This window comes from Petrotoga mobilis SJ95 (assembly GCF_000018605.1).
In the GTDB taxonomy this organism is placed as follows: Bacteria; Thermotogota; Thermotogae; order Petrotogales; family Petrotogaceae; genus Petrotoga; species Petrotoga mobilis.
This window is the reverse complement of the sequence record NC_010003.1, coordinates 1,297,592-1,322,327: the sequence shown is the minus strand read 5'-3', so window position 1 is coordinate 1,322,327 and position 24,736 is coordinate 1,297,592. Positions and strand designations below refer to the sequence as shown.

24 protein-coding genes and 1 riboswitch are annotated in these 24,736 nt (G+C 35.9%); of the genes, 21 read left to right on the top strand and 3 right to left on the bottom strand.

Annotated features, from left to right (window positions below):
- Nucleotides 1-26 precede the first annotated feature (26 nt).
- From lexA to PMOB_RS06255, 19 genes are all read left to right on the top strand, one after another.
- Complete coding sequence (gene lexA / locus PMOB_RS06345; RefSeq protein WP_012209053.1) at nucleotides 27-644, top strand: transcriptional repressor LexA; 618 nt, start codon at nucleotides 27-29, stop codon at nucleotides 642-644.
- 16 nt (nucleotides 645-660) lie between these two features.
- Complete coding sequence (gene rpiB, locus PMOB_RS06340; protein ID WP_012209052.1) at nucleotides 661-1,095, top strand: ribose 5-phosphate isomerase B; 435 nt, start codon at nucleotides 661-663, stop codon at nucleotides 1,093-1,095.
- A gap of 13 nt (nucleotides 1,096-1,108) precedes the next feature.
- The gene (locus PMOB_RS06335) at nucleotides 1,109-2,098 is read left to right on the top strand and encodes a dehydroquinate synthase/iron-containing alcohol dehydrogenase family protein (protein ID WP_012209051.1); all 990 of its coding nucleotides are present in this window, start codon (nucleotides 1,109-1,111) and stop codon (nucleotides 2,096-2,098) included.
- Nucleotides 2,099-2,101: 3 nt separating this feature from the next.
- Nucleotides 2,102-2,866 (top strand): hypothetical protein, encoded by a 765-nt coding sequence (locus PMOB_RS06330; RefSeq protein WP_012209050.1) that lies wholly within the window; start codon nucleotides 2,102-2,104, stop codon nucleotides 2,864-2,866.
- The gene (locus PMOB_RS06325; protein ID WP_012209049.1) at nucleotides 2,863-3,378 is read left to right on the top strand and encodes a ComEA family DNA-binding protein; all 516 of its coding nucleotides are present in this window, start codon (nucleotides 2,863-2,865) and stop codon (nucleotides 3,376-3,378) included. The genes PMOB_RS06330 and PMOB_RS06325 overlap by 4 nt, the downstream gene beginning before the upstream one ends.
- Complete coding sequence (locus tag PMOB_RS06320; protein WP_012209048.1) at nucleotides 3,375-4,181, top strand: epoxyqueuosine reductase QueH; 807 nt, start codon at nucleotides 3,375-3,377, stop codon at nucleotides 4,179-4,181. The genes PMOB_RS06325 and PMOB_RS06320 overlap by 4 nt, the downstream gene beginning before the upstream one ends.
- Before the next feature lie 17 nt (nucleotides 4,182-4,198).
- Entirely contained in the window at nucleotides 4,199-5,587 is a 1,389-nt protein-coding gene (locus PMOB_RS06315) for a DUF342 domain-containing protein (RefSeq protein WP_012209047.1), read from the top strand.
- A gap of 269 nt (nucleotides 5,588-5,856) precedes the next feature.
- Entirely contained in the window at nucleotides 5,857-7,062 is a 1,206-nt protein-coding gene (locus tag PMOB_RS06310) for a tetratricopeptide repeat protein (RefSeq protein WP_012209046.1), read from the top strand.
- An 80-nt stretch (nucleotides 7,063-7,142) separates the two neighbouring features.
- Nucleotides 7,143-7,844: an FAD-dependent thymidylate synthase gene (gene thyX, locus PMOB_RS06305; RefSeq protein ID WP_041534349.1), complete on the top strand. Its 702-nt coding sequence runs from the start codon at nucleotides 7,143-7,145 to the stop codon at nucleotides 7,842-7,844.
- A 410-nt stretch (nucleotides 7,845-8,254) separates the two neighbouring features.
- Nucleotides 8,255-10,516: a POTRA domain-containing protein gene (locus PMOB_RS06300; protein ID WP_012209044.1), complete on the top strand. Its 2,262-nt coding sequence runs from the start codon at nucleotides 8,255-8,257 to the stop codon at nucleotides 10,514-10,516.
- A 29-nt stretch (nucleotides 10,517-10,545) separates the two neighbouring features.
- Nucleotides 10,546-11,031 (top strand): HPP family protein, encoded by a 486-nt coding sequence (locus PMOB_RS06295; RefSeq protein WP_012209043.1) that lies wholly within the window; start codon nucleotides 10,546-10,548, stop codon nucleotides 11,029-11,031.
- A 72-nt stretch (nucleotides 11,032-11,103) separates the two neighbouring features.
- A riboswitch (Lysine riboswitch) is annotated at nucleotides 11,104-11,283 on the top strand.
- Nucleotides 11,284-11,355: 72 nt separating this feature from the next.
- Complete coding sequence (locus PMOB_RS06290; RefSeq protein WP_012209042.1) at nucleotides 11,356-12,327, top strand: aspartate-semialdehyde dehydrogenase; 972 nt, start codon at nucleotides 11,356-11,358, stop codon at nucleotides 12,325-12,327.
- A 1-nt stretch (nucleotide 12,328) separates the two neighbouring features.
- Nucleotides 12,329-13,570 (top strand): diaminopimelate decarboxylase, encoded by a 1,242-nt coding sequence (gene lysA, locus PMOB_RS06285; RefSeq protein WP_012209041.1) that lies wholly within the window; start codon nucleotides 12,329-12,331, stop codon nucleotides 13,568-13,570.
- A 165-nt stretch (nucleotides 13,571-13,735) separates the two neighbouring features.
- The gene (gene dapA, locus PMOB_RS06280) at nucleotides 13,736-14,614 is read left to right on the top strand and encodes a 4-hydroxy-tetrahydrodipicolinate synthase (RefSeq protein ID WP_012209040.1); all 879 of its coding nucleotides are present in this window, start codon (nucleotides 13,736-13,738) and stop codon (nucleotides 14,612-14,614) included.
- Nucleotides 14,611-15,249, top strand: coding sequence for a 4-hydroxy-tetrahydrodipicolinate reductase (locus PMOB_RS06275; RefSeq protein WP_012209039.1), 639 nt, complete (start codon nucleotides 14,611-14,613; stop codon nucleotides 15,247-15,249). The genes dapA and PMOB_RS06275 overlap by 4 nt, the downstream gene beginning before the upstream one ends.
- A 13-nt stretch (nucleotides 15,250-15,262) precedes the next feature.
- A complete protein-coding gene (dapD, locus tag PMOB_RS06270; protein WP_012209038.1) occupies nucleotides 15,263-15,964 on the top strand; it encodes a 2,3,4,5-tetrahydropyridine-2,6-dicarboxylate N-acetyltransferase in 702 nt (233 codons plus the stop codon).
- Nucleotides 15,965-15,998: 34 nt separating this feature from the next.
- Nucleotides 15,999-17,198: an aspartate kinase gene (locus PMOB_RS06265; protein ID WP_012209037.1), complete on the top strand. Its 1,200-nt coding sequence runs from the start codon at nucleotides 15,999-16,001 to the stop codon at nucleotides 17,196-17,198.
- Nucleotides 17,195-18,334 (top strand): aspartate aminotransferase family protein, encoded by a 1,140-nt coding sequence (locus PMOB_RS06260; protein WP_012209036.1) that lies wholly within the window; start codon nucleotides 17,195-17,197, stop codon nucleotides 18,332-18,334. The genes PMOB_RS06265 and PMOB_RS06260 overlap by 4 nt, the downstream gene beginning before the upstream one ends.
- Nucleotides 18,331-19,440 carry an amidohydrolase gene (locus tag PMOB_RS06255; RefSeq protein ID WP_012209035.1) on the top strand — a complete coding sequence of 370 codons (1,110 nt, stop codon included), beginning with the start codon at nucleotides 18,331-18,333 and terminating at the stop codon, nucleotides 19,438-19,440. Before PMOB_RS06260 ends, PMOB_RS06255 begins: the two co-directional genes overlap by 4 nt.
- Here PMOB_RS06255 and ispD read toward each other — a convergent pair.
- Nucleotides 19,437-20,120, bottom strand: coding sequence for a 2-C-methyl-D-erythritol 4-phosphate cytidylyltransferase (ispD, locus tag PMOB_RS06250; RefSeq protein ID WP_012209034.1), 684 nt, complete (start codon nucleotides 20,118-20,120; stop codon nucleotides 19,437-19,439). The genes PMOB_RS06255 and ispD overlap by 4 nt on opposite strands.
- Before the next feature lie 272 nt (nucleotides 20,121-20,392).
- Here ispD and PMOB_RS06245 point away from each other — a divergent pair, with 272 nt between their 5' ends.
- Nucleotides 20,393-21,343 carry an ROK family protein gene (locus PMOB_RS06245; protein ID WP_012209033.1) on the top strand — a complete coding sequence of 317 codons (951 nt, stop codon included), beginning with the start codon at nucleotides 20,393-20,395 and terminating at the stop codon, nucleotides 21,341-21,343.
- Nucleotides 21,344-21,490: 147 nt separating this feature from the next.
- On the opposite strand, the gene PMOB_RS06240 is transcribed toward PMOB_RS06245, so the two are convergent.
- Entirely contained in the window at nucleotides 21,491-22,327 is an 837-nt protein-coding gene (locus PMOB_RS06240; RefSeq protein WP_012209032.1) for a DegV family protein, read from the bottom strand.
- Nucleotides 22,328-22,758: 431 nt separating this feature from the next.
- On the bottom strand, nucleotides 22,759-23,856 hold the full coding sequence (locus tag PMOB_RS06235; RefSeq protein ID WP_231282459.1) for a type II TA system antitoxin MqsA family protein: 1,098 nt from the start codon (nucleotides 23,854-23,856) through the stop codon (nucleotides 22,759-22,761).
- A 613-nt stretch (nucleotides 23,857-24,469) separates the two neighbouring features.
- Between PMOB_RS06235 and PMOB_RS10610 the strand changes: the two genes are divergently transcribed.
- Nucleotides 24,470-24,631: an Rpn family recombination-promoting nuclease/putative transposase gene (locus tag PMOB_RS10610; RefSeq protein WP_231282497.1), complete on the top strand. Its 162-nt coding sequence runs from the start codon at nucleotides 24,470-24,472 to the stop codon at nucleotides 24,629-24,631.
- Nucleotides 24,632-24,736: the final 105 nt, after the last annotated feature.

The following is a 24,736-nucleotide window of genomic DNA, read 5'->3' as shown; positions in this document are numbered from 1 at the left end:
TATTAAGCATGGAAGGGGTTAAAAAGATGGAGGAATTGACAAAAAGGCAGTCACAGGTCCTGGACTTCATAAAATCTTATATGGAAAAAAACGGTTTTGCTCCAAGTATCAGAGATATTATGAAACATTTTAATTTTAAAAGCCCTAGAGCGGCACATAAGCATCTCATAATTTTAGAAAAAAAGGGTTATATAGAGCGTAAAAACGTCTCACGCGGAATAAAGATGATGCCAAAATCGGGAGAAATTTTTGCCACTGAGACTTTGGCTCCTGTTTCAGGAAAGATAGCAGCAGGAGATGCCATTGAGGCTATACAAACAATTAGCGATTATATTCCCATACCTACCAATTTTTTCCCTAAAAATTACGAATATTTTTCACTCAGAGTTGAAGGAAATTCGATGATAGAAGCACAGATCAAAAGCGGGGATTTTGTTTTAATACGTAAACAAGATTACGCAATGGATGGAGACATAGTGGTTGCATTGATTGATGGAAACGATGCAACACTTAAAAGGTACAAAAGACTCAATGAAGACGAAGTGCTACTTATCCCAGAGAATAAAAGTATGAAAGAGATAAAGGTCAAAGCTGATCATTTAAAGATACAAGGAAAAATGGTTGGCTTAATAAGAGTGCTATAAAAAGGAGCGAATTTTCATGAAAATTGCAATTGCCTCCGATCATGCCGGATATGAGATGAAAGAACAGCTTAAGAATTATCTTTTAGAGAAAAAATTCAATATAATAGATTTGGGAACTAATTCCAATGCCAGTGTCGATTATCCTGATTATGCCAAAAAACTTGGTGAAAAGGTAACCAAAGGTGAAGCTGACTTCGGCATTGGTATCTGTGGTACTGGAATAGGTATGTCAATCGCAGTGAACAAAGTCAAAGGCGTTAGAGGCGCTCTTTGCTTGTATCCATCGATGGCAGAATACGCCAGAAAACATAACGACGCCAACGTTTTGGTTTTGGCAGGTAGGCTTATGGGCATCGATTTAGCCATTTGGACCGTAGTGAAGTTTTTATCGACAGATTTTGAAGGTGGAAGGCATAAAAGGCGTGTCGATAAAATCGACGAAATCAAGTAAAAAGGACAAAAAAATGAAAAGTATTAGTTTTTCAAAGGGTATTGAAAAAGACATTAATATTAATATAAGCCAAGGGTATTACAAAGAATTTTCCAAAAGATACGCGTCGAAATACGGGACTTTGATGATAATTGATTCCAATTTGAAAAATCATTTAAATCCAGGCACTGATAAAAATATCTTTTATGTAAAAGGTGGCAATGAGACCAAGTATTTCGATAAATATTTAGAACTTTGTAAGGTCATTGTGGAAGGTAGTTACAGCAATTTAGTGGTGATAGGTGGAGGTTCCTTGATAGATATGGTTGGCTACGTTTTTCATACTTTGGATTTTCCAACCGGGACCCTCACAGTTATGCCAACAACGCTGTCTTCTATGATATATTTACCCGTTTCGGGAGAGTTCTATTTAGATATGAATTACACTAGGAATTTTTTGAAGGTAAGAGGTTATCCCGATCTAGTGTATATAGATCCGTATTTTTGCAAATTTTTAGATAAAAAAGATATGAAAAACCATTTTTTCTTGGGGTATATTTTGGGGCTTCTATTCGATAATAACTTTGCCAGCTTATCTTTGAAGTATTCCAAAAATTTCATCCGTTTAGATTTAGAGGATTATCTTTATTCTGCTGTTAAGTTTGTTTTATCGCTTTATTCTAATGATTTACCTTTCCCTGGGACCAAATTGATGAAATATATAGCAGATACCTCCGTAAAATCTGATTTCGTTCAAAGCGAGAGTTTGTCTTTTGCGTTTCTTTTGTATTTGAGTTTTAAATTCGGCTATATACATGAAGAAAGTTTTCAAGAGATATTTGAAAAGATCAGAAGTTTCGAAGATCTGAAATCATCAAAAATCCAAAATATCAAGGCTAAAGTGAACAACGTGCCTATAAGAGAAATATTACTTAAAGAGGATGGCTTTGTGGATTTGCTTTTGAATTTTGGCGAGCTGAAAGATCTTCTTTTGGAGTTTAAGTCTCTTTTGAGAGGTGTGTAGTCAATGGCAAAAAATAATTCGCCTTGGTTCTCAGTTATTTTAATCCTTGTTTTTATTTTACCTTTGATAACCTTCGCACTGACAACGTATACGATATATTTAAAAAACCAGATGAAAAATCTTGAGCTTAAAATAGAAGAGTTAGATAATAATCAACTAAACACACTAAACGAAGTTGAATCAGCTTCCCAATCTGCGGTGTTAGAAGACTTGGTATTGCCACAGATTGAGATTGGCAATACAATGGCAAGGGCAAGTTACACTATCCAAGAACTTGATTACCAAGTATTGCTAAATAACTCGGTTACAATGTTAAAGCCCTACAATGAAGGTGCCGTAAAAGTTTTTTACGATCAACGCGAGGTTTTTGAAGAGGCGTTGTACGCTTTAAACAACGATATACCTTACTTTGTTTTTCAAAATAGGGACAAGTATTACTTGTACCGTTCGGATTATTCTTTGGAAGGGGAAGCAGAAGAGCAGTACTTATTTTCCATTCAAATTTACCTATACACTACTCCAGCACCAGCTATGTTCCCTACGATGGCGTTAAGACAAGGGGGTATCCCCGCTTTTGTTTTCAACGGTAAGTTTCAACAGAGTAATGAAGATTATTGGGCGATACTCGTGGGCCTGTTTGACGACTACAACGAGGCACAAACTTATTTGAAAAACATGGATGAAGAGCTTGTTTTTGAATTAACTGGACTGAGTATAGCAGACAGATTCACTAAAGGTATCTACTTTACCGGAGTAGAAACTGAATGAGAAAAAAGCTTCTTTTCCCAGTATTAAGTATAATTGTAATAATTTTGCTTGGAATTTTAACGGTTGATCGATATCAATCGGGTGAAGAGGATAGACTTAATTCTTATCAGGAAAATAAAATAGACCTTTTGACGGCGTCAGTTGAAGAGTTGATCAGATTACCTGGAATCGGACCCGCCAAGGCACAAGCGATTATAAATTATAGGCAAGAGAAGGGTTTTAGAGAAATAGAAGATATTATGAACGTTTCTGGGATCGGTGAAAAAACATTTTCAAATATTAAAGATTATATTTATCTTTCAGAGGTTATTTATGAAATTGTTGATGAAAAAATAAATATAAATGAAGCATCCAGTGAAGAATTGGAAAGTTTACCTGGAATAGGAAAAGTTTCTGCCCAGAAAATTATCGAGTATAGGGCTATTAAACCTATTAGCTCTTTAGATGATCTAAAGAAATTAGGTATTCCATCATCTACGATAGAAAAAATAGAAGGGAAGATAGAATTTTGAAGATTTTCTTACATGTTTGCTGTGCACCTGATCTAACGGTTTCTTACAGGAAATTAGTAGAACAGGGATTCGAACCTGTTGTATTTTTTTACAACCCCAATATTTATCCCCTTCAAGAATATTCCAAGAGATTTGAGGAAGTTAAAAAATTAAGAGATATTTGGGGGTTCCAACTCTACGTAGGAGATTATGAACCTGATAAGTTTTTAGAACGTATAAAGGGGAAAGAACACAGCCCGAACAGATGTTATGAATGTATGAAGTTGAGGCTTGAAAAGACCAAATCTGAAGCTAAACGGATGAATTTTTCTATCTATTCAACGACTCTTCTTGCTTCCCCTAGAAAGTCTCATGACGATATTTTAGAAATAACTGATAATTTGGATATGGAAGAAAATCCGTCTTTTAAGTATGTAAATTTCAGATCGAATAATGGTGTTCATATGGCAGCACAAATATGTAAAACTTACAATATTTATCGCCAAAATTACTGTGGTTGCTCTTTTTCTTTAGAAGAATCAAAAAGATACGAAGAGGAGTCCAAACAGAAAAATTACAAGAGTTTAGTTGAGATACTTGGAGAAGAATTAACCCAAAAATACTTTAAATATTACAAAAAAGACTTGCTTAGAATTCCACAAGATATTCCAGCAAAGTTTTTAGAAAAGGTTGGTTTGCAATTTTTTAAATATTTGAAACCTCAAATCATCTTAATAAAAAAAGAAATAGCCCAAGATTTTAACATCTTTACAAGTTCCAGATACAAGATAGATAATTGGAAAGGGAAAGTAATATTATGGTGAAAGAGAGGTAGTCTAGATTGGCTAAATACGATCTGCGTATCTCTGAAGATGGAATGGTGGCATCTTTGAAATTAATAGACGATGGGCGTCCACCTACTATTGGCGGAATAAAGGCTTTTCTAAAAGATAAAAGTGTGATAGTAGGAATAAAATCAGAAACTATTGAAGAAATCGTCTCTGAACCTAGATTTGATAAGGAATACGTTGTTGCATATGGAATACCACCCAAGGTTGGAAAGGACGCACAGCTAATCTTTCAGCAAAATATTGAAGAAAAGCTTAACAGTACCGAAAATAGCTATGTTGACTTAAAAGAAAGTAGCCAATTGATAATAGTAAAAAGAGGAGATATATTGGCTGAGATAATTCCTCCAACGCAAGGCGAACCAGGAAGAACAGTACGGGGGGAAAAGATCGAAGGTATTGTGGGAAAAGAGTTAAAACTAAAGCTAGGTAATAACGTTGAAGTAAACAACAATAAAATAATTTCAAAGATAGATGGAAAGTTTGTCAGTAAAGAAACATCGAATGGTGAGATAAATTTAGATGTTTCTGACGAGCATAAGATAGAAGGAAATATAGACTATTCTACGGGTAATGTGCGTTTCCCCGGGAAGTTAATCATCGATGGGGATGTTAAATCAGGTTTTCATGTTGAAGCTACTACTTATTTAGAGATCAAAGGTGTAGTTGAATCCGCTTCAGTGTTTTGTGAAGGGGAAGCCACCATATTCGGAATAAAAGGTGCAGGTAAAAGTTCTATAAAAGTTAAAATTTTAAGATGCAACTACGTTGAAAACGCCAATATTGAAGCGGAAGAAGATGTAATTGTTAAAACAGCCATCGTCAACTCTAACATCAAGGCAGGGAAACACGTCATTGTTGAAGGAGGAGCTGGAAAGATTTCTGGTGGATATATTTTAGCCACTAACCTTATCGAAGCGGAAATTTTAGGAAGTGAAATGGGTGTTAGAACTGTCTGTGAAGTGGGGGTTTTACCTGATCTAAACGAAGAGTTAATCAAATTAGAGCAAAAAATTGCCCTCGATATGGAGAATCTTAGGAAACTCAATTCTATAATCAAAGGAATCCAAGCTCTAAAAGAAAAAGGCAAAATAGACGAAGCCAGGTTAGAATACTACAAGAAATCTTTCAACACCTATAAAATGCTCATGTCAGAGGTAAAGGATGATGAAGAAAAGCTCGAAATGATTAAAAATAAAATCCAATCATCTAAAGAATCTGCCTTTATCATCGCAAAAAAAGTGGCATATCCCGGAACTGAAATAATCATACACAAGAAAAAATTTATGCCGACAAAGCCAATTACCAAGGTAGTGTTCCAACTCGAGGATGATGAAATAGTTCCTCACGGTTATCAATCGGAATCAAATGTTTCCCGATAAACAGCCAGGGCGGGTCACGAGACGAAGGGGACTATAGATAGTTTTATAAAAAAGTTTTTGATTTTAGAAGGGTCACAGGGTGGAGCACTCCCCCACCAAAGTCTAAGGGACCGCAGGTCCCTTCCATAATGGTAGGCAAGCTGGGTTAAGGGACCGCAGGTCCCTTCCTTAAAACGGGTGGGGAGCGGTGTGAAAGGGAAAGATCTCTTTTCCTTATGGGTGGGCTGCGGGGCGAAGGGGCGCTAAAAAATAATTAGGAGAACTGACACATGCTTCGACTTCTTAAAAAAATATCATTTCTAATACTTTGCATTTTTTTTATAACTTTGAATATCTATGCTGGTAATTTGGACAGCTATGTTTACAATTTTGATAGTGACCAATTATTAGTATCATCCCAAAGAAGTTTAAACGTTTTAGGCTTATATTTAAAATATTATGAAACAGGTAACGAAGAATACAAAACAGCTGCTAATCAAACTATGCCTTATATTCTTCCTTCTTTAAAACCCGATGATTCAGCAGCTTTGAACGTTCTTTCTGAATACTTTCCCGGTAACGAAGTAGAAAGTATCAATAGAATTGAGATATTAACCAATAATTATCCAAATTCTGTGATCGTTAACGCCCTCAATGTTTTAATGAATTATGAAGTGTACCAAAAATCCAAAAATACCGAAGCGTTTAAGAAAATTTTAAGTTCCATTGATATAATAGAGGAAACAATTGGGGAGAATCCTTTCTCTACTTATTACAGATCGGTTCTAATGTGGGAAACGGCGAGCCCTCAAGAAAAAGAGAATATATTCAAAAATTTGGAAAAAGTTCATTTCTCTTATCCCTTAAACAGAGACATTCATGAATTACTGATAATTGAAGCGTTTGAATTAGGCAAGTATGAAGACGTTAAACAACTATCAATGAACTATGTGAATCTTTCACAAAAAGATGAAAGGATCATGTTTTTAATAGCCCTTTCGTATTACAATTTGGATGAAAAATCAGAATCAAGAAAAATTGTCGACTGGATTCTTCAAAATTCTAATAAAAAAGCTGTTCTATCGAAAAGTTATGAGCTTTTGGGCGATATTTCGGAAACGAACTCTCAGAAGATCAATTATTATAAAACCGCTATCGATCTCGATCCTGAGAATGCAGAAGCTTTAGCTAAACTTGGAACAACTTTGTACGAGAGTAATAGATCCACCACTGACAATTTGACAATTTCAAGAATTTATTTAACCAAAGCGCTCATGTACGATCCAGATAACTCTGATTTAAAAGAAACTCTGAACACTATAGACAGAAAACTCACTACGAGAAATTTTTTGACCACGCTGTTGCCATTATTTATAGTGATTTTGGCTATATTCTATATAGTATTCAGATTTGGTAGTAAGGGAAGCAACCTCAAGCGCCCCGAAGGGGGTTCAAAGGAAGACAGCCTCACGACAAGTAAGGAGGAAAAAAATTGACTATAACCGATGAAGAAAATAACCCCAAACGCCCCGAAGGGGGTTCAAGGAAAGACAGCCTCACGGCAGGTAAGGAATCTATCAAAGTGCTTGATAAAGGCTTTGTTACCCTTGTTGATATGATGGGAGATGACAGATCAGCGGTTAGGGCTGCCAGAGTCTCACACGGAAAAGATATATCTACCGATGAGAAAGATAGGAAACTCATAGACTACTTGATGGAACATGGGCATCTCTCTCCCTTTGAACATATTACTTTTACATTTCATGTAAAAGCACCCATCTTTGTTGTTAGGCAATGGTTTCGCCATAGGATAGGAATGTCTCCCAATGAGATAAGCAGAAGATACACCTCAAAAAACGTCAACGAGTTTTATGTCCCTGACCATATCAGAGTACAGGATACAAAAGACAAACAGAGTAGTAATACATACTCTGATGAACAAGGGAAAGAAGGCAGCCTCACGGCAAATAAGGAAGAGGCTCTTGAAATTATAGAAGAAGTTTACCAAAAAAGTTACGAGGCTTATGAAAAACTTATAAATATGGGTGTAGCTAGAGAAATGGCACGTATTATACTACCCGTAGGGGAATACACTGAGTTTTATTTAACTACCAATGCCCGAGCATTAATGCATTTCTTGGATTTAAGGGCGTCTTCTCACGCACAATGGGAAATTCAAGAGTACGCTAAGGCTTTGGCACTATTTTTTCAAAAAACTTGCCCATGGAGTTATGAGGCATATTTGAAGTATCAGTATAAGGGAGATCTTTTAAAGTAACTACAATAGTGGGCTCCCCCCATCGGGTTAGGGACCGCAGGTCCCTTTCTAAGAAGCGTGGGAGGCGCGGTATAAGAGCGCAAAAATACGCTTTATAAATCAGCTTTTGTTTTTGGAAGGGTCACAGGGCGGAGCCCTCCACCCCCCATCGGGTTAGGGACCGCAGGTCCCTTTCTAAAAAGGCGGGGAGCGGGGTGAAAGGGAAAGATCTCTTTTCCTTATGGGTGGGCTGCGGGGCGAAGGGGCGCAAATAACGACTAAGCGCAGCTTACAAAAAAATGTTTTAAAAGGGTCACAGGGCGGAGCCCTCCACCCCCCATCGGGTTAGGGACCGCAGGTCCCTTTCTAAGAAGCGTGGGAGGCCGGGTATAAGGGCGCTAACAAACTACAAAAAATTAGGAGGTTTTAATATGAAAAAACATTTTCTACTATTTACCGTCTTTCTCATCGCAGGATTCGCATTTTCAATAACCCTTTTAAACGACATTTCCTACAATGTTGACATATCTTATGCAGCAACGGATGTGGAAAGGGTGTTAACAAATTATGGTATACAAGAAGGCTCCTATGTAGGAGATATAGACATTAGATTGGCTATACAAGAAATATTAAAATCAGGTTATTTTACCTCTGTATCTTACAATTTGGACGAAAATGGGAATCTGGAATTCATATTTAAGCCCAACCCTATTGTAACAAATTACGAAGTTGAGATCTTAGGTGATGAATTGATCAACAAAGAAAATATTCGTTCTTCGATCAGTTTAAATACCAATGTCCCTTTGAGTCTAAATGATTTTCAAACCTCGATGAAAAATATACAAGATTTGTACATAAAAAACGGTTACCAATTCGTTGATATATACTCTAATCTAAAAATGTCTGGAGATGAGATCACCTTAGAGGCAACTGAGATAAACAATAAAGAATATTCATCAGATACCTTGGTTTTCATCGTTAAAGAGTATTCTCTTTGGGATTTAGAATTAAGGGGAGAATTATCTCAACTGGATAAAGAAAACATAAAGGAAAGAATCGGTTTTGATTTTAGAAAAGATTGGAATAGCAAGTTCTTCTTGTTTAGACCCAACGCCAAAGAAACCTACCCAAGTTTTCAAAAGGTTCAGATCATATTGAACTCGTTAAATCAAATTCCGTTTTTCTCCGCTGACACGAATTTACGTTTCGAAGTAACCGAAATAGAAGAAAATAAAGGTGGAGAGTTATTACTGGTTTTAGAAGGCAGCTTAAGAAAAATTATTCCCCAAGAGCCAGTAGTAATAAACAAAATATCTTTTGTCGGAAACGAAAGTTTAGAAGACTTCAGATTGAATGAGGTTGTGAATGAGTTTGTTCCATTAGGAAACCCTGTGAGTAACTTAGACGTTCTTTACGCTTACGATAACCTCCAAAAGGCTTATTACGACAATGGATATATTTACACGTTAATTATCCCTAAATACCAAGATGAGGCATTAATTTTCGAAATAACGGAACCTAAGGTTGGAGAGGTTGAAATAACTCAAGAGGCAACCGCTAAAACCCAACCGTACATAGTTGAGTCCTTAGTGAAGATAAAACCAGGCGAGGTTGTCAACCAGCAAAAATTACAAGATACCTACACATCCTTCATGGGAACAGGATTTTTTCAAGATGTTATGATACAACCTATTCAGCAAGCCGAAGATGTGATAGGCTTTAGGATAACCCCCATAGAAAGCGAAAAACTCGGAAAATTAATGGGTGGTGTCACCTGGAGCTTACCAGAAGAAGGTCAAGAATGGTATCAAGGTTTTACTGGTCAGCTTGAGGTTCAGTGGTTAAATCCTTTTGGATACGGACAAACATTTTCTCTCAACTCAGATTTGAATCCTTTGGGGAATTACTATTCTTTTGGGTTCGATTACGATGTTATTAAGTTGGCTGGTAGTGATCTTGATTTAGGCGCCGGCATACATTATACGGTAAGCGGTGATGGAGAGTATTATTCGAACATCGGAGAAGATGCGACGAACTATCTGTCCTTATCTGTTGCTCCAAGATACAGTATACAAGACTTCTCTTATATAACAAGTTCCTTTACCTACAATAACTACAAATTATTGGATGAAAGTAATCTTAATCTACTTTCTGGTTCAATCGGGTATCTATACAATAGCTTAGACAGCCCTTATAGGCCTTATAATGGTCAATATTTCCAAATAAACGGTATCGGTGGGGTTGAAACAAGCAATGCCAATTACTATGTTGGTGCCAACACTGAAGGTAAACTGTTTTACAGTTTCTATAAATTCACATTGGGAAGTAGACTGAAACTGGGTACCGTCTATAATTCTAACATCGATTCTAACCTGCATTATCAGTACAATGTAGGAGGGATGTACTCTGTAAGGACTTCTGATTTTTACGAACAAGAAGGAGAAAATTTACTTTTATTCAACACAGAATTGGCTTACGAGCTTGCCACGGGTCAAGTCCCATTGGATCTCATTGCCTATTTTGATTACGGTAGCGCTCAAGATGACATCAGTAACCTTATTGGTGGTGGTATCTTGTCTTTTGGTGGCGGATTAAGATTCACAGTTCCTTTATTGGGTCAAATTGGCTTTGGATATGGATGGGATGAGGCTTTACAAGGACAGGTCTGGTTCGGTTTTGGTCAGACATTTTAAATTTATGTTCCCTTAGGGGGAATTTATAATTGAATGAAATTTCTAATATTTTTTTAAAGTTTAAAAAGAACTGGAAGAAGTATGTTTTTCAAAGTTTATTGGCTACCATCACGATCTTTTTCATACTTTTGATTTTGAATGTTCAAGACAGGCCTATAATAGTTAGTTCGTTAGGGGCATCGACTTTCATAGTTTTTGCGATGCCAAAAAGTATGGTCGCTAAGGCTAGAAACTTGGTTGGTGGACATGCGGTAGGATTTATATGCGGAAGTATTTTTTCTCTTTTCCTTAACGGTAATTTTGTATTCTCTAATTTATCGTATGCCCTCGCCGTAGGTTTGTCTATATTTCTTATGGTTGTCATCGATACAGAACATCCACCCGCTGCGGGTACAGCACTGAGTTTGAGTATAACAGGATTTAGTTTAAATGCATTTCTATCTGTTTTTATAAGTGTGGCAATCTTGGCGGTTGTCCATCATTTCCTAAAACCTTATATGATAGATTTAATTTAAAACGAAATGGAAAAGTAACTTTTATTTATTCTTTGTGTTATTTCAATATGTTATCTTATAACAAAATTAATTATTTAAAGCGGAGGCGCAACCGAGAATAGTAACTTCTTCTTTTAAAAGAGGGTAATTTGGAAGAAGCGAAAGGCGAGGTTGCCGAAGAAGTAAGAAGAAAACCCTCATCTTCGGACTTCTGGGTATGTGGGGAATACCTGCATAACTGTCACGTGAAGAACGTGGAGAGCCGCTAAAAATGAGAAAAATATATTTTCTTATTATTAAGACCTCTCCACAGTGAGAGGTTTTTTGATTTTGGAGGTGCTTTTTTTGAAAATTGGAGTTGTCGGAGCTACCGGTGAGGTAGGAAGAACATTTTTGAAGCTATTTGAAGAATACAAACTAATTAACGAAATTTCCGAATTACGGTTGTTTGCATCGGAAAGATCTCAAGGGCAAGAGATCAAAGTAGGTTCTAAAAGATACACCGTGGAAAAGTTGCAAGAAGATAGTATGAAGGAGAAGTATGACTACCTTTTTTTCTCGGCTGGTGCCTCGGTGTCAAAAAAATTCGCCCCCATAGCGCAAGAATCAGGGAATGTTGTAATAGACAATTCATCACAATTTAGGATGGACGAAAAGATTCCCCTTGTCGTTCCAGAGGTTAATGCAGAGTTGTTGAAAAATTACAGAGGAATAATTGCGAACCCTAACTGTTCAACCATTCAAATGGTTTTAGCCCTTAACGGCATACATCGTGATTTAGGTTTAAAAGAGATAGTTGTCTCTACATATCAGGCGGTATCTGGGGCTGGAAACAAGGGCATAATCGAGCTTTTAAACCAAGAAAAAGGGATAAATGAAGTGAAACATTTTCCAAAGGTCATAAAGAACAACGTTATACCATTGATTGGTGAAAAAAAGGAAAACGGGCTTACTTTTGAAGAAGAAAAGATGATAAACGAAACTAGAAAAATTTTTTCTGACAAAGAAATTAAAGTATTCCCTACAACCGTTAGAGTGCCTGTACTCTACGGTCATTCCGAATCGGTTTTCTTCAGAACGAAGTTGGATTCTTCTGTTGATGAGATTATGAAATTGGTTGAATCGACTCCAAACGTCGAGTACAACGAGGAAAAAATTACTCCCATAGAAGTTGCGGGAAGTGATATTACATTTGTCTCTAGAATAAGAAAGATCGAAGAAAAAACCTTTTTGATGTGGGTTATAGCGGATAATATAAGAGTTGGTGCTGCTACCAATGCAATTAGAATACTTCAAAAACACAGGGAATTGAATTGAGGTGCGGGGTTTGAAAAAAGAACTTCCCTTTTCAGAGAAAGAGTTAAATAATCTATTAAAGAGCGTACAAACACCTTTTTATCTCTACGATGAAAAAGGTATAAGAAATAGAATAAAAACATTAAAAGATGCCTTTTCTTGGGCTGATTTCAAAGAGTTTTTCGCCGTGAAGGCAACCCCTAATCCCAACATATTAAAGATTACAAAAGAAGAAGGTTGTGGAGTAGATTGCAGCTCAATGGCAGAACTGGTGGCAGCAGAAAAAAGTGGATTTGTGAATAACGAGATCCTATTTACATCCAACGATACCCCTTTGCAAGAGTATGAAAAGGCTTTATCTTTAAACGCCATTTTGAATCTTGACGATGTAAGCCATATAGATTTATTAAAAGAAAAATATAAGTTGCCTGATTTGGTGTCCATCAGATACAATCCAGGCGGGGATTTTGGAAACGAGATAATAGGGAATTTAAAGGAATCAAAATTCGGAGTACCTAAAAAGGATCTAATAAACGGATTCGCAAGGCTCAAAGATTATGGGGTTAAAAGATTCGGACTGCATGCGATGTTGATTTCAAATGAATTGAATCCTCAAAATATAATAAAAGTCGCCCAATTTCTTTTTGAAACCGCTGTGGAAGTGAATAAAAAATTGGTGATAGATTTTGAATTTATAAATCTCGGCGGCGGTTTTGGTATACCTTATAAACCCGAAGAAACGGAACTTGATATATACTACATCTCACGCCAAATAAAAAAATTGTATGAGAATGTTTTACTGGAAAATGGACTAAAACCTCCAAAGATATATATGGAGCACGGAAGATACATCACTGGACCTAATGGCTACTTAATAACAAAAGTCTTGCATATAAAAGAGTCCTACAAAAAATACGCTGGAATTGACGCTAACTCTGCAAATTTACTGAGACCCGCTATGTACAAGGCTTATCATCATATAACGGTATTAAATAAAAATTCCGATGAAAAAACAGAGTTGTACGATGTGGTAGGATCGTTATGCGAAAATAACGACAAACTCGCAACAGATCGATTATTACCAGAGTTGAAACGTGGAGACGTCTTAGTTTTTCATGATGTCGGTGCACATGGATACTCCATGGGATATAACTATAATGGAAAATTAAGATCCGCTGAGTATTTGTTCACCAAAGATAGAGCATTCAAAATGATAAGACGAGCCGAAACGTTGGATGATTACTTTGCAACCTTCGATTTTTAATTCTATTATGGGTGGGGAGCAGATTTTAAGAACCACATGTCCCTTCCATAATGGTAGGCAAGCTGGGTTAAGGGACCGCAGGTCCCTTCCTTTAAACGGGTGGGGAGCGGGGTGAAAGGGCGCTATAACCAGAGATATAAAACTTTTAAGAAGGAGGAATTCTCAATGTTTAAAGGTCTTGGAACAGCTATGATCACACCTTTTGATAAAGAATTGAACGTCGATTATAATTCATTAAAAACTTTCGTTAAATATCAGCTTGACAACGGTGTTGACAGTTTAATAGTTTTAGGAACTACTGGAGAAGCACCTGCTATTGAAGAAGAAGAAAGAGAAAAAATAGTCAACACGGTAGTAGAAATTGTCAATAAGAAAATTCCCGTTATTGTGGGAACGGGAACAAACAACGTGAATCATGTTTTGAAAAACAATAAAGTAGCTGAAAGTGCTGGTGCAGATGGTTTATTAATCGTTACCCCTTATTACAATAAAAGTACGCAAAAAGGATTGGTAGAGTATTTTAAGTACATCTCTGAAAGAACAACTTTACCAATAATAATGTACAACGTACCTTCAAGAACCGGCATGAATATACTCCCAGAAACAGTCGTTTCTATCCACGAAAACTGTAAAAACGTTATTGGAGTGAAAGAAGCTAGCGGTAATATATCTCAAATAGGAGAATTATTTTCTATAAAACCGGATTCTCTTAAGGTGTTTTCAGGAAACGACGATCAAGTCCTTCCTATAATGAGTTTAGGCGGAGATGGACTTATTTCAGTTACGTCCAACGTTGCCCCACGACCTTTCGTTGAATTAACCCATAGCATTCTTAACAACGATTTAGAAAAGGCTAGAAAATTAAATAATCAATTTATGAAACTCAACAAACTTTTATTCAAAGAGGTTAATCCCATTCCTGTCAAATATGCCGTTTCTTTGTTAGGTTTATGTGAAAATGTCGTGAGATTACCATTGGTGAAAGCAAGTCAAGAAACAGAGAAACTTCTAAAAGAAGAGATGGAAAGGTTGGATCTAGCATGAAGATAGGTATAGTAGGATACAAAGGACGAATGGGAAAAGAGATAAAAGACCTCTTTGAGGAGAAGAACCATGAATTTGTCTGGGGATACGATAAAGATGGTGAATATTTTCAAGAAAAACCTCAACTTATTATCGATTTTTCACTTCCTGAAGTTTTCGAAAAAACGGAAGATTATGTGAAAAAATTTAAAGTTCCATTGATCATTGGAACAACAGGACTTCAAGATGAACAAATTGAAGCTTTAAAAACTTTATCTAAAGACGTACCAGTAGTACAAAGCTACAACTTTTCGATCGGCATACAATTATTTTTAAAGATGGCGGACCTTTTGAAAGATAAAATCTACGGGTGGGACGTCGAAATAGTTGAAACACACCATAGATTTAAAAAAGATAAACCTTCTGGAACAGCCAAGATGATAAAAGAAAGTTTGGATAAAGATGTACCGATAAGCTCATTAAGGTTGGGAAATGTAGCAGGCGATCATGTGTTGTACATGGCGAATTTGGGTGAGGTTCTTAGTATTTCTCATAGGGCTTTATCAAGAAGAGCCTTCGCAGAAGGGGTTCTTAAGTCCGCAGAGTTTGTAATCAATAAAAAGAATGGGTATTTCACCTTTACCGACGTAATTTGAAAAGGAGGTCATCATGAACACCGAAGAAATAATAAATTTAATAGCAAACTCAAAGAAAAAGAATCCTTTGAAGGTCTACCTTAAAGGTAACCTCAAAGAAGTAGATTTTTCCAATGTAGAATTTTATGGTAACGATGAATTCGGAATCTTGTTTTGCGAAGAAGAAGATTTCAAAACAATTTATGAGACTTATAAAGATTCTATAATTAATTACAGAATAGAAAGGGATAGAAAAAATTCTGCCATTCCTTTGGCAGATTTATCTAAATACAATGCGAGAATAGAACCAGGTGCCATAATAAGGGATCTTGTGGAGATAGGCGACGGTTGTGTTATTATGATGGGTGCCGTTATCAATATAGGAGCCTGCATTAAGGAAAACACCATGATAGATATGAACGTCGTTATAGGAGGGAGGGCTCAAATAGGGAAAAATTGCCATATTGGTGCAGGAGCAGTTATAGCAGGGGTCATAGAACCTCCCAGCGCTCAACCAGTGGTGATTGAGAATAATGTTCTTATTGGAGCTAACGCAGTGGTATTAGAAGGAGTGAAAGTAGGTCAGGGATCAATAATCGGAGCCGGTTCTGTGGTAATTTCTGATGTCGAACCATACTCTGTGGTAGCAGGAGTCCCTGCAAAATTCATTAAAAAGGTTGACGATAAAACAAAAGCCAAAACTCAACTTGTAGAAGGACTTAGAAAGTTGAAATAATTTATTCATATAAATTTACCGGGGTGGATTAAACATGCAGTTGATAGTTCAAAAATATGGAGGAAGTTCTCTTGCGGATTCTGAGAGATTGAACAATGTTGCCAAGAGAATATGTAACAAGATAGAAGAAGGGTTTAAAGTATTAACTGTGGTTTCTGCAAGAGGAGAGACCACCAATAGATTGATAGCATTAGCTAAAGAAACAGTTAAGAATCCTAATCCAAGAGAATTGGATATGCTTTTAGCTACTGGAGAACAGATCAGTGCTTCTTTGTTGTCTATGATATTGAACGATAGAGGTATCAAATCAAAATCCATGAATGCCTTTCAATTAGGATTATTAACCACTTCTGACTACAATGAGGCTCAGATCAGAGCGATAAACAAAGAGGTAATTCACAAAAACCTTGCAAAAAATGATGTTTTGGTTATCACAGGGTTTCAAGGTATTACGGAAGAAGGAGATTTGACAACCTTGGGAAGAGGAGGTTCTGATACTTCTGCTGTTGCCTTAGCCGCTTCTTTAAACGTTAAGTGTGAGATATACAGTAATTTTGCCGGTATTTATACAATCGATCCAAAGATTTATCCTAATGCAAAAAAATTAAAGTACGTTACTTACGATGAAATGCTGGAAATGGCGGCTTTAGGAGCAAAAGTGTTGCACCCAAGGTCTGTAGAAATCGCTAAAAAGTTTAATGTGGAGTTATACTGTGCATCGTCTTTTTCAGATGAGGAGGGAAGTTACGTAGTGGATAATTACAACGAATATTTAGAAGAACCTGTTGTAACAGGCTTAAGTGTGGCTGAAAATCAAACCCAAGTCACTATTTTAAATCTTCCGACGGATCATTTTTTTATTAATAAAATTTTTGAAATCGCTGCCAACAAAAATTTAAACATTGATATGATATCAATAATAAAAAATAATGAAAAAGCTGATATCTCTTTCAGTATCGTAGATAGCGTAATCGATAATTTTCGAGAAGTTTTAAGTGATTCTCTTAAAAATGATCATGAGAATTTTATTGATTTTAAAAATGATTTAGTCAAAATATCGGTAGTCGGAATTGGTATGAGGAAGGCAAGAGGAGTGGCTTCCCGATTTTTTAAAGCTATTGAAGATATCCCTATCTTTTTGGTGACTACTTCGGAAATAAAAATTTCATGTTTGATTCCAAAAGAGTATAAGCAAAAAGCCGTGGAAAATATAGCAAAGGAGTTTGATTTATGAGCCTAATACAAGTCTACAACCCGTTTCCAATAAAAATTGATAGAGCGGAAGGTTGTTACATTTACGATAAAACAGGGGAAGCGTTTCTGGACACATTTTCTGGTATAGGAGTAATGAGTTTTGGGCATTCTCATCCATCTTTGTTAAAAGTGTTGAAGGAAAAGATGGATAGATATATGCACACTTCTAATTTTTTCCTCGATGAAGATGCCATTTTTGTATCAGAAAAACTAGTCAATTTCACTGGGAAAAATGGCACCGTTTACTTCAGTAACTCTGGAGCAGAGGCTACTGAAGCTGCTTTAAAAGCCATAAAAAAAAGAGCAACAGATAAAAGAAATAAGATTGTTTTTTTCGAGAACGGTTTTCATGGTAGAACTTTAGGCGCACTTTCTATAAACGGTTTTAAAGACTTAAGAGAACCGTTTGAACCTTTGCTTCCCAACACGATAGAACTAAAGTACAACGATGTAGAGGATTTAAGTAGATACTTCGATCTATTCGGAGAAGAAACGTTGGCTGTTTTTGTAGAACCCATTCTGGGATCAGGCGGAATAGTATCAATCAAACCAGAATTCGCATCTTTGATAGAGGACTTAAAAAGGAAATATAATTTTATTTTAGTCTGCGATGAGGTTCAAGCTGGGCTTGGGCGAACGGGAAAAATTTTTTCATACCAACATTTTGGGCTATCTCCAAATATTATAACCATCGGTAAATCCATAGGCGGCGGTTTGCCTTTGGGAGGTACGTTATTTCTTGAAAATATATCTCAGGCTTTTGAAAAAGGAGAACACGGTTCAACGTTTGCCCCAAATCCTGTAGCCCTTGCGGGAGCTAGGTTCATTGTGGAAAATATCCCTTCTCTTCTGAAAGACGTTGAAGAAAAAGGAAATTACATAATGCAATATTTAAAAGAGAAAAATTTCGAAAAAGTAAAAGAAGTTCGAGGCAAAGGTTTGATGATTGGCATAGAGTTAAATGAAGAGGACCCTCAAATGAGAGGAAAAGGTCTACAAGAGGGTCTTTTGTTGAATGTACTTCATAACAGTGTGATTCGTCTATTGCCTCCTTTAAATATTGAATATAACGACATCGAAAAGATGCTGGTAAAATTAGAGAAGGTTTTAAAATGATCATTCCACCCTACGAATTGAGACATAAAATACATGAGAATCCGGAATTATCTCTTGAAGAGTATCAAACTACCGAATTATTGGAAAAAACCATAAAAGAAGCCGCCACCTTTTACAACGTTGACATTAACGTATATAAACCTTTAAAAACTGGACTTATTGTTGAGTATAATGGTGGCAGCGGTGAGGAGTACCTTCTTTTTAGGGCAGATATCGATGCTTTAAATATAAAAGAAAAGACCAAAGTTGATTTCAAATCAAAAAATGAATACATGCACGCATGTGGTCATGACGTTCATACCGCTATTTTGTATGGTTTTTTTCTCAACGTGATAAAAAATAAAGTAAATAAAAATATAGTTTTTTTATTTCAACCTGCAGAAGAATCAAAGGGTGGAGCCCAAAGGGTTATCGAAAGTGGAATATTGGATAAGTACAATATAAAAGCGGCTTTTGCACTACATGTCAACGATGAGTTCCCTGTGGGGACCATAGCCTCAACGCGTGGTACGCTTTTTGCTTCAGCCCTTGAGTTCTTTGTGGATTTTGAAGGGGTTTCTTCACATCTTGCCTTTCCCCATCAATCCAAAAATGCGTTGAATGCTCTTCGCATATTTTTAGATGTGCTTGATAAACTTCCAAAAAATCCCATGGAACCTTTTGTAATCGGCGTTGGTAAAGTAAATGCTGGTAGTGCGATTAACATACTACCAGGAAATTCCCATGTCGAAGGAAGTATAAGAGGCGTGAATTCTGAAAATAACCTAAAATACTTCGAAGATATGAGAAACGTACTGTCAGGGATAAAGATCATGACAGGGGTTGATTACTTGTTGGGCAAAGGTTCTTTTTATCCCGAAGTTACTAACGATTCGTTACTATATGACAAGTTTATTCCTAAACTTTCTAAAACATTTACATTTATTGATTGTGGACTAAAAATGACGGGTGAAGACTTTGGCTTCATATCAAAAAAATACCCTTCACTAATGTGTTGGTTAGGAAGTTCTAAAGGTGAACACCATGGTCTTCATAACCCTGAATTTTTGCCTCCCGATGAGGTAATAGATGTTGGGATCCAGGTTTTTGAAACATTTTTAGACTAAGAATTTAATTCAAAAATACATTTTGCAAGTTCAAAATCCTCTTTTTTTGTGAGCTTAATGTTATTTTTGTAATCTTCCACAATCGCCGTTTCATAACCCGCATGGATAAATATAGAGGCATCATCGGTAAAAGAAGATAGGATCTTTTCTGCTTTTTGGTAAGCTTTGAGTAGTTTATTGAAATCAAAAGTTTGAGGGGTATGGTGAAGATAAATTTGGGATCTTTCTAAAGTTTTTACAATCCTTCCATTATTCACCTGTGAAATTGTATTTTCAGCCATTTCTGCTAATACAGCCCCGCCTATCTCTTTTGCTTTGTAGATGCTTTCGTCTATTTTATTAGTATCAACGAAAGGTCTGACGGCATCATGAATGCAAACAAAATCAGGCTTATTCTCTTTTTTGCCCAAATACATTAGGGCATTATAAACACTTTCTTGCCTGTTACTTCCGCCAATTACAACATTCTCAAATTTTGAAAAGATTTTAACTTCTTTTTCTGTTAAATCCACGTAGTTTCTGTGAGATACGACGAGAAACTTATCTATTGATGCTGAATTCTGGAATTTTTCAGCTGACATTCTCAATATGGTTTTGTTATTTAATTTTACAAATTGTTTTGGAATTTCAAATCCCGCTCTTTTTCCTTCTCCAGCTGCTACTATAATTGCATAGACCATTTTCTTCACCCTTTATTATTTGTAGTATTTTAAAAAATAGATTTAGTAGAACTTCATCTTTTTTTTAAATAATTAATTTAACTTTTGATATAATAGATTGATAAACTTATTATAATATATTTTGCGGTCTTGTGCAAAAAGCTTTTTTTAAAATAAACTTTGATTTTGAGGATTTTAAGGGGCGAAGCCCCTTAATGTCCAAGGGTGGGCTGCTGGGCAAAGGGGAGCAAATATAGTAGAAGACAGCAAATACACTTCAAGGAGTGATGACAATGTTGGTAGTAGGAATCGATTTGGGAGGCACTGAGATAAAAGCCGGATTAGTCGATGAAAAAAAAGGAATAATTAAAAAGATTTCTAGACCTACAGAAGTTGAAATGGGAAATGCCCAAGTAATAGCTAATATAACAAAAACCGTGAAAGATTTAACGGAAAACACTGAATTTTCAGCAATTGGAATAGGTTCACCAGGTTCTATAGATAGAAAAAATGGAATTGTGAGATTTTCTCCAAACTTTCCAAACTGGCGAAATTTTGAATTGGTTCGCTTGATAAAAGAAAATATAAACGTTGACGTCTTTTTAGAAAACGATGCCAATGCCTTTGCACTTGGTGAATGGTATTTTGGTAAAGCAAAGGGTTTGCACGATTTCATCGCTTTAACCATAGGAACAGGCATAGGTTCCGGAGTGGTTTGTAACAACACATTTTTAACCGGTAAAGACGGTCTAGCCCCAGAATTGGGACATGTTGTAGTTGTACCAAATGGTCCACAATGCGGTTGCGGTAATAGGGGATGTGTAGAAGCTACTTCTTCTGCGAAATATATAGCATTAGAAGCCAAAAATTTGATAGATAGGTACCCAGACAGCCTTGTTTTAAAATTAGCCGGAAAAAAAGAAAAGATTGAATCAAAGCACGTTTTTCAAGCTTATGAAAAAAATGATCCTCTTGCCAGAGTAGTTTGTAACTTTGCCATCGATGCACTTGCACGGGCTATTGGAGGATATGTTCATGCCTTTAACCCAGAAAAAATTATAATCGGTGGGGGGTTAAGCAGAGCAGGTGATGCTCTTTTTGTTCCATTAAGAGAAATGACGAAAAAATATGTAATGAGCAGTTTCGCAGATACTTACACTATAGAACAATCATCTTTAGTAGAAGATGCTGGAATTTTAGGGGCAGCTTCTGCAGCCTTTTATGCCGAAGAAAACCCCCTATAAGTCATAATCAAAAATCTCTTATCTAGAACCGAAAGAAAATTTCACCTGCATTCATTCTTGCTGTATAATACAAAGATAAATGCAAAAAAACTTTTTATATATTATCCCCGCCTATAATGGCGGGGATTTTCCAAAATTTAATTCACTTTAAAAAGCAAGTATAACTCCGCCTTCATTAGCATAAACAGTACTTATCCCTGCAGTTTCCACAATAATTATATCTCTAAAATTATATCTTTTAGCTGCTTCTTTTTTGATATACTCAGCTCTCTCGAGAGCATTGCAGTGAGCAATTCCTAAAACTTTATCTTTCAAATTATTCCCTACTTCTCCTATTTTATCAATTAGCTTTTTAATCGCATTTTTGCTTCCTCGTGCTTTATCCAATAAAGTTATAGTACCTTCTCTAGTACCAGCCAGAATAGGTTTTATATTCAATAAAGATGCAAATTCACCTTTCAATCTACCCATACGCCCTGCCTTGATAAGGTTATCTAGCGAATCAAGCACAAATAAGGTCTTCATCTCTTCTATATATTTTTCTGCTTTATTTATTATTTCTTCCCTACCGAGTTTTGCTTCAATTAATTCACCAATTTTGTAAGCAATCATTGTTTCACCGACAGAAGCGCTAAAAGAATTGAACACTTTCACGAATTTGTCTTTAGCTTCTTCCAATAAAATATTCTTAGCGAGAACCGCATTCTGATAACTCGAACTTAACTCCTTAGATAAGGTAACTACAAAGGTATTTTCATATTTCTCGTATAAATTTAGAAATGGCTTAGGCCCTGGACTGGCGGTTTTAGGAACTTCGGTAGAGTTTCTCATTGCCTCCAGTAGTTTTTCACGGTCTAGATTCTCATCATCTATAAAATGTTGATCATCAATATCAATAAATAATGGAACTGTCGATATATCAAATCTTTCTTTAATTTCTTTTGTTAAATCACAACAACTGTCAACTACTATTTTAAACTTCACTATTTTATTACCTCCGTTGAATTTAGATATATATTTAATCAGCTTCATAGTATATTATACCAAGATATAATAAAAAATAGACTTTTTAATTAAATTTTTACTATAAAGATATTTTAAAATCGATTAATCATAGTACATCCCCCCAAAGGATAAAAAACTTAGATTGTGAAGCATAAGGGCTAACTATGGACCGGGCTGCGAGGTAAAAGAACGCTAATAAAGATCCTTTTCCTTATGTGTGAAAAACAGGGTTAAAGGGACCGCAGGTCCCTCTTCCACACGGGTGGGGAGCGGGGGAAGGGCGCTAATAAAGATCTTTTCCACACGGGCGGGCTGCGGGGCGAAGGGGCGCTATAAAACTCGTTGCACAGCATTTGTGTGATAAGGTGGTATATTGTTATAGATCAGAATTATCCATAAAAAGTTTGACCCTAAATCACTATCTCTTCATCATAATTTGAACTTTTATAAGCCACGTCATTATGTGATACTTCAACTAATTCGCTAGCACTCAATCCTCCATACTTTTTAACAATCTTTTCTACAATCTTTCTTTCTTCATCTGTTAAATTCCTTAAAGGAGTTTGATCCACCAAACCAATCTTATACGTCTCTTGCAAAAACTTTTTAGAAAAATCGATATTCATTCTTATTAAATTTGTCTTTATCAAATAATCTAAAAGAACGCCCTCTTCATTTTTTGCTCCTTTAGGAATCGGACCATAATTATAATGAATGAATTTCAAATTAGCAATTTGCCTGCCAAGGCTTTTTTTAGATTCCTTTTCCACTAACCATAGCAATTTAAAAAAGACGGTTTTGTATAAAAAATCCTTGTGATGATATTTATTTGAATAATAAAATAATCCAGCTATTAAGCCTTTCATTTTTTCAATGTCTATTTCAGGATGTTTAATATACAAAATTTTTTCCAATTCCTGAACTTCAAGTTTATTTTCAAACTCTTTAAGAATTCTCTGAATGTTTCCTAAGATCCTCTTATACTCGATATCAGGAATATTATCTTTGTTACTTTTTAAAATCTTATAAAATTCAATCGGTTCGGAAACTCTCTTGATCAAATCGCTATTAACTTTGGTTGGTAATGAACCCATCTCATAACGTTGTATAGTAGCTTCTCCTAAACCTAAAATCAAGGCAAATAGTGTCTGAGAGACATTATACTTACTTCTAATTTCCTTGATCTCTTCAGGTAACACCAAATTATTCAACTCAGCATATTTTCTGTATGCTGCTTTTAAATTCTCATTCTCATAATAGGGTTCAAGTAACTCAGCCCCACATTCTTCACATATAGCAACAGTACGTTCGACTTCAATAGGGTAATTCTTAACGTTATAATTCTCTTTCTTTTTTATTGTTTTATATCCCACCAATTTTCCACATTGCTCACAGAACAACCTTTCTTTTGGTTTTTTCAATTCATACATTTCCTTCGCCCTTTTCACGAGCTGTAATTGATTATTATTGATAAATTGTTTCAATAATTCTAGAAAAGATTCAACCATTTTATAACTCCTACACTCATATTATACCATCAATTGATGGTATAATATATTAAATATTGTTAAAAATATATCTTTATATTACCCTCCTCAATGACACAAACTAATATTTTTTTAACTTGTAGGTTAACGGTATGAGCTTTTTATGAAATGTTTTTACGTAGCACCCTATCAAATTTCATCTTAGGACTTATATTTGAACTACTTAATATATACCTCTATGAATGAACACTTCTTCTCTCCCAAACGTTTTTCAATCAACCCTATTATACCATTACCTTTCTTATTTTAAAACGCGAAACTTTAAAACCCAACTTGCCTACTTTTTCTTCCTAAAACGGGTGGGCCGCGGGGTAAAAAGGAACAGGCCCATTTCCTTATGGTTGAAAAGTGGGGAAAGGGGCCACAGGTCCCTCTTCCACACGGGTGGGGAGCCGGAGAAGGGTGCTAATAAAGATCCTTTTCCTTATGTGTGAAAAACAGGGTTAAAGGGACCGCAGGTCCCTCTTCCACACGGGTGGGGAGCGGGGGAAGGGCGCTATAAAATTCATTATAAGAGAGTTATATGATAAGATAACACACCTTCAAAAACATATGGTATAATTAAAAAGACTCCCTGTTCAAAGAATTATTTGAAGACAGAACCGTATTCTATGACTTCCTAAAAGCCTTTCTACCAAAAGAGATCACAAAACAAATAAAAGAGACAGATTTAAAACGTGAACAAACTGAACTAATAGGCAAAGACTTCTCCATAAAAAGTTCAGACATACTATAAATAGGCATCGCCAATGGATCTAACAAACCGGTTACGAAGAGCTAAAAGAAATGGAGGTGCCAAAAATGTTTAACACATTAGAAGAGATAGCAAAAAGAGACAGAG

Bases quoted from the DNA above. Each gene is read 5' to 3' on its own strand.
- lexA (WP_012209053.1), top strand. From the start codon at position 27: ATGGAGGAATTGACAAAAAGGCAGTCACAGGTCCTGGACTTCATAAAA.
- rpiB (WP_012209052.1), top strand. From the start codon at position 661: ATGAAAATTGCAATTGCCTCCGATCATGCCGGATATGAGATGAAAGAA.
- PMOB_RS06335 (WP_012209051.1), top strand. From the start codon at position 1,109: ATGAAAAGTATTAGTTTTTCAAAGGGTATTGAAAAAGACATTAATATT.
- PMOB_RS06330 (WP_012209050.1), top strand. From the start codon at position 2,102: ATGGCAAAAAATAATTCGCCTTGGTTCTCAGTTATTTTAATCCTTGTT.
- PMOB_RS06325 (WP_012209049.1), top strand. From the start codon at position 2,863: ATGAGAAAAAAGCTTCTTTTCCCAGTATTAAGTATAATTGTAATAATT.
- PMOB_RS06310 (WP_012209046.1), top strand. From the start codon at position 5,857: ATGCTTCGACTTCTTAAAAAAATATCATTTCTAATACTTTGCATTTTT.
- PMOB_RS06300 (WP_012209044.1), top strand. From the start codon at position 8,255: ATGAAAAAACATTTTCTACTATTTACCGTCTTTCTCATCGCAGGATTC.
- dapA (WP_012209040.1), top strand. From the start codon at position 13,736: ATGTTTAAAGGTCTTGGAACAGCTATGATCACACCTTTTGATAAAGAA.
- PMOB_RS06275 (WP_012209039.1), top strand. From the start codon at position 14,611: ATGAAGATAGGTATAGTAGGATACAAAGGACGAATGGGAAAAGAGATA.
- dapD (WP_012209038.1), top strand. From the start codon at position 15,263: ATGAACACCGAAGAAATAATAAATTTAATAGCAAACTCAAAGAAAAAG.
- PMOB_RS06265 (WP_012209037.1), top strand. From the start codon at position 15,999: ATGCAGTTGATAGTTCAAAAATATGGAGGAAGTTCTCTTGCGGATTCT.
- PMOB_RS06260 (WP_012209036.1), top strand. From the start codon at position 17,195: ATGAGCCTAATACAAGTCTACAACCCGTTTCCAATAAAAATTGATAGA.
- PMOB_RS06255 (WP_012209035.1), top strand. From the start codon at position 18,331: ATGATCATTCCACCCTACGAATTGAGACATAAAATACATGAGAATCCG.
- ispD (WP_012209034.1), bottom strand. From the start codon at position 20,120: ATGGTCTATGCAATTATAGTAGCAGCTGGAGAAGGAAAAAGAGCGGGA.
- PMOB_RS06245 (WP_012209033.1), top strand. From the start codon at position 20,393: ATGTTGGTAGTAGGAATCGATTTGGGAGGCACTGAGATAAAAGCCGGA.
- PMOB_RS06235 (WP_231282459.1), bottom strand. From the start codon at position 23,856: ATGGTTGAATCTTTTCTAGAATTATTGAAACAATTTATCAATAATAAT.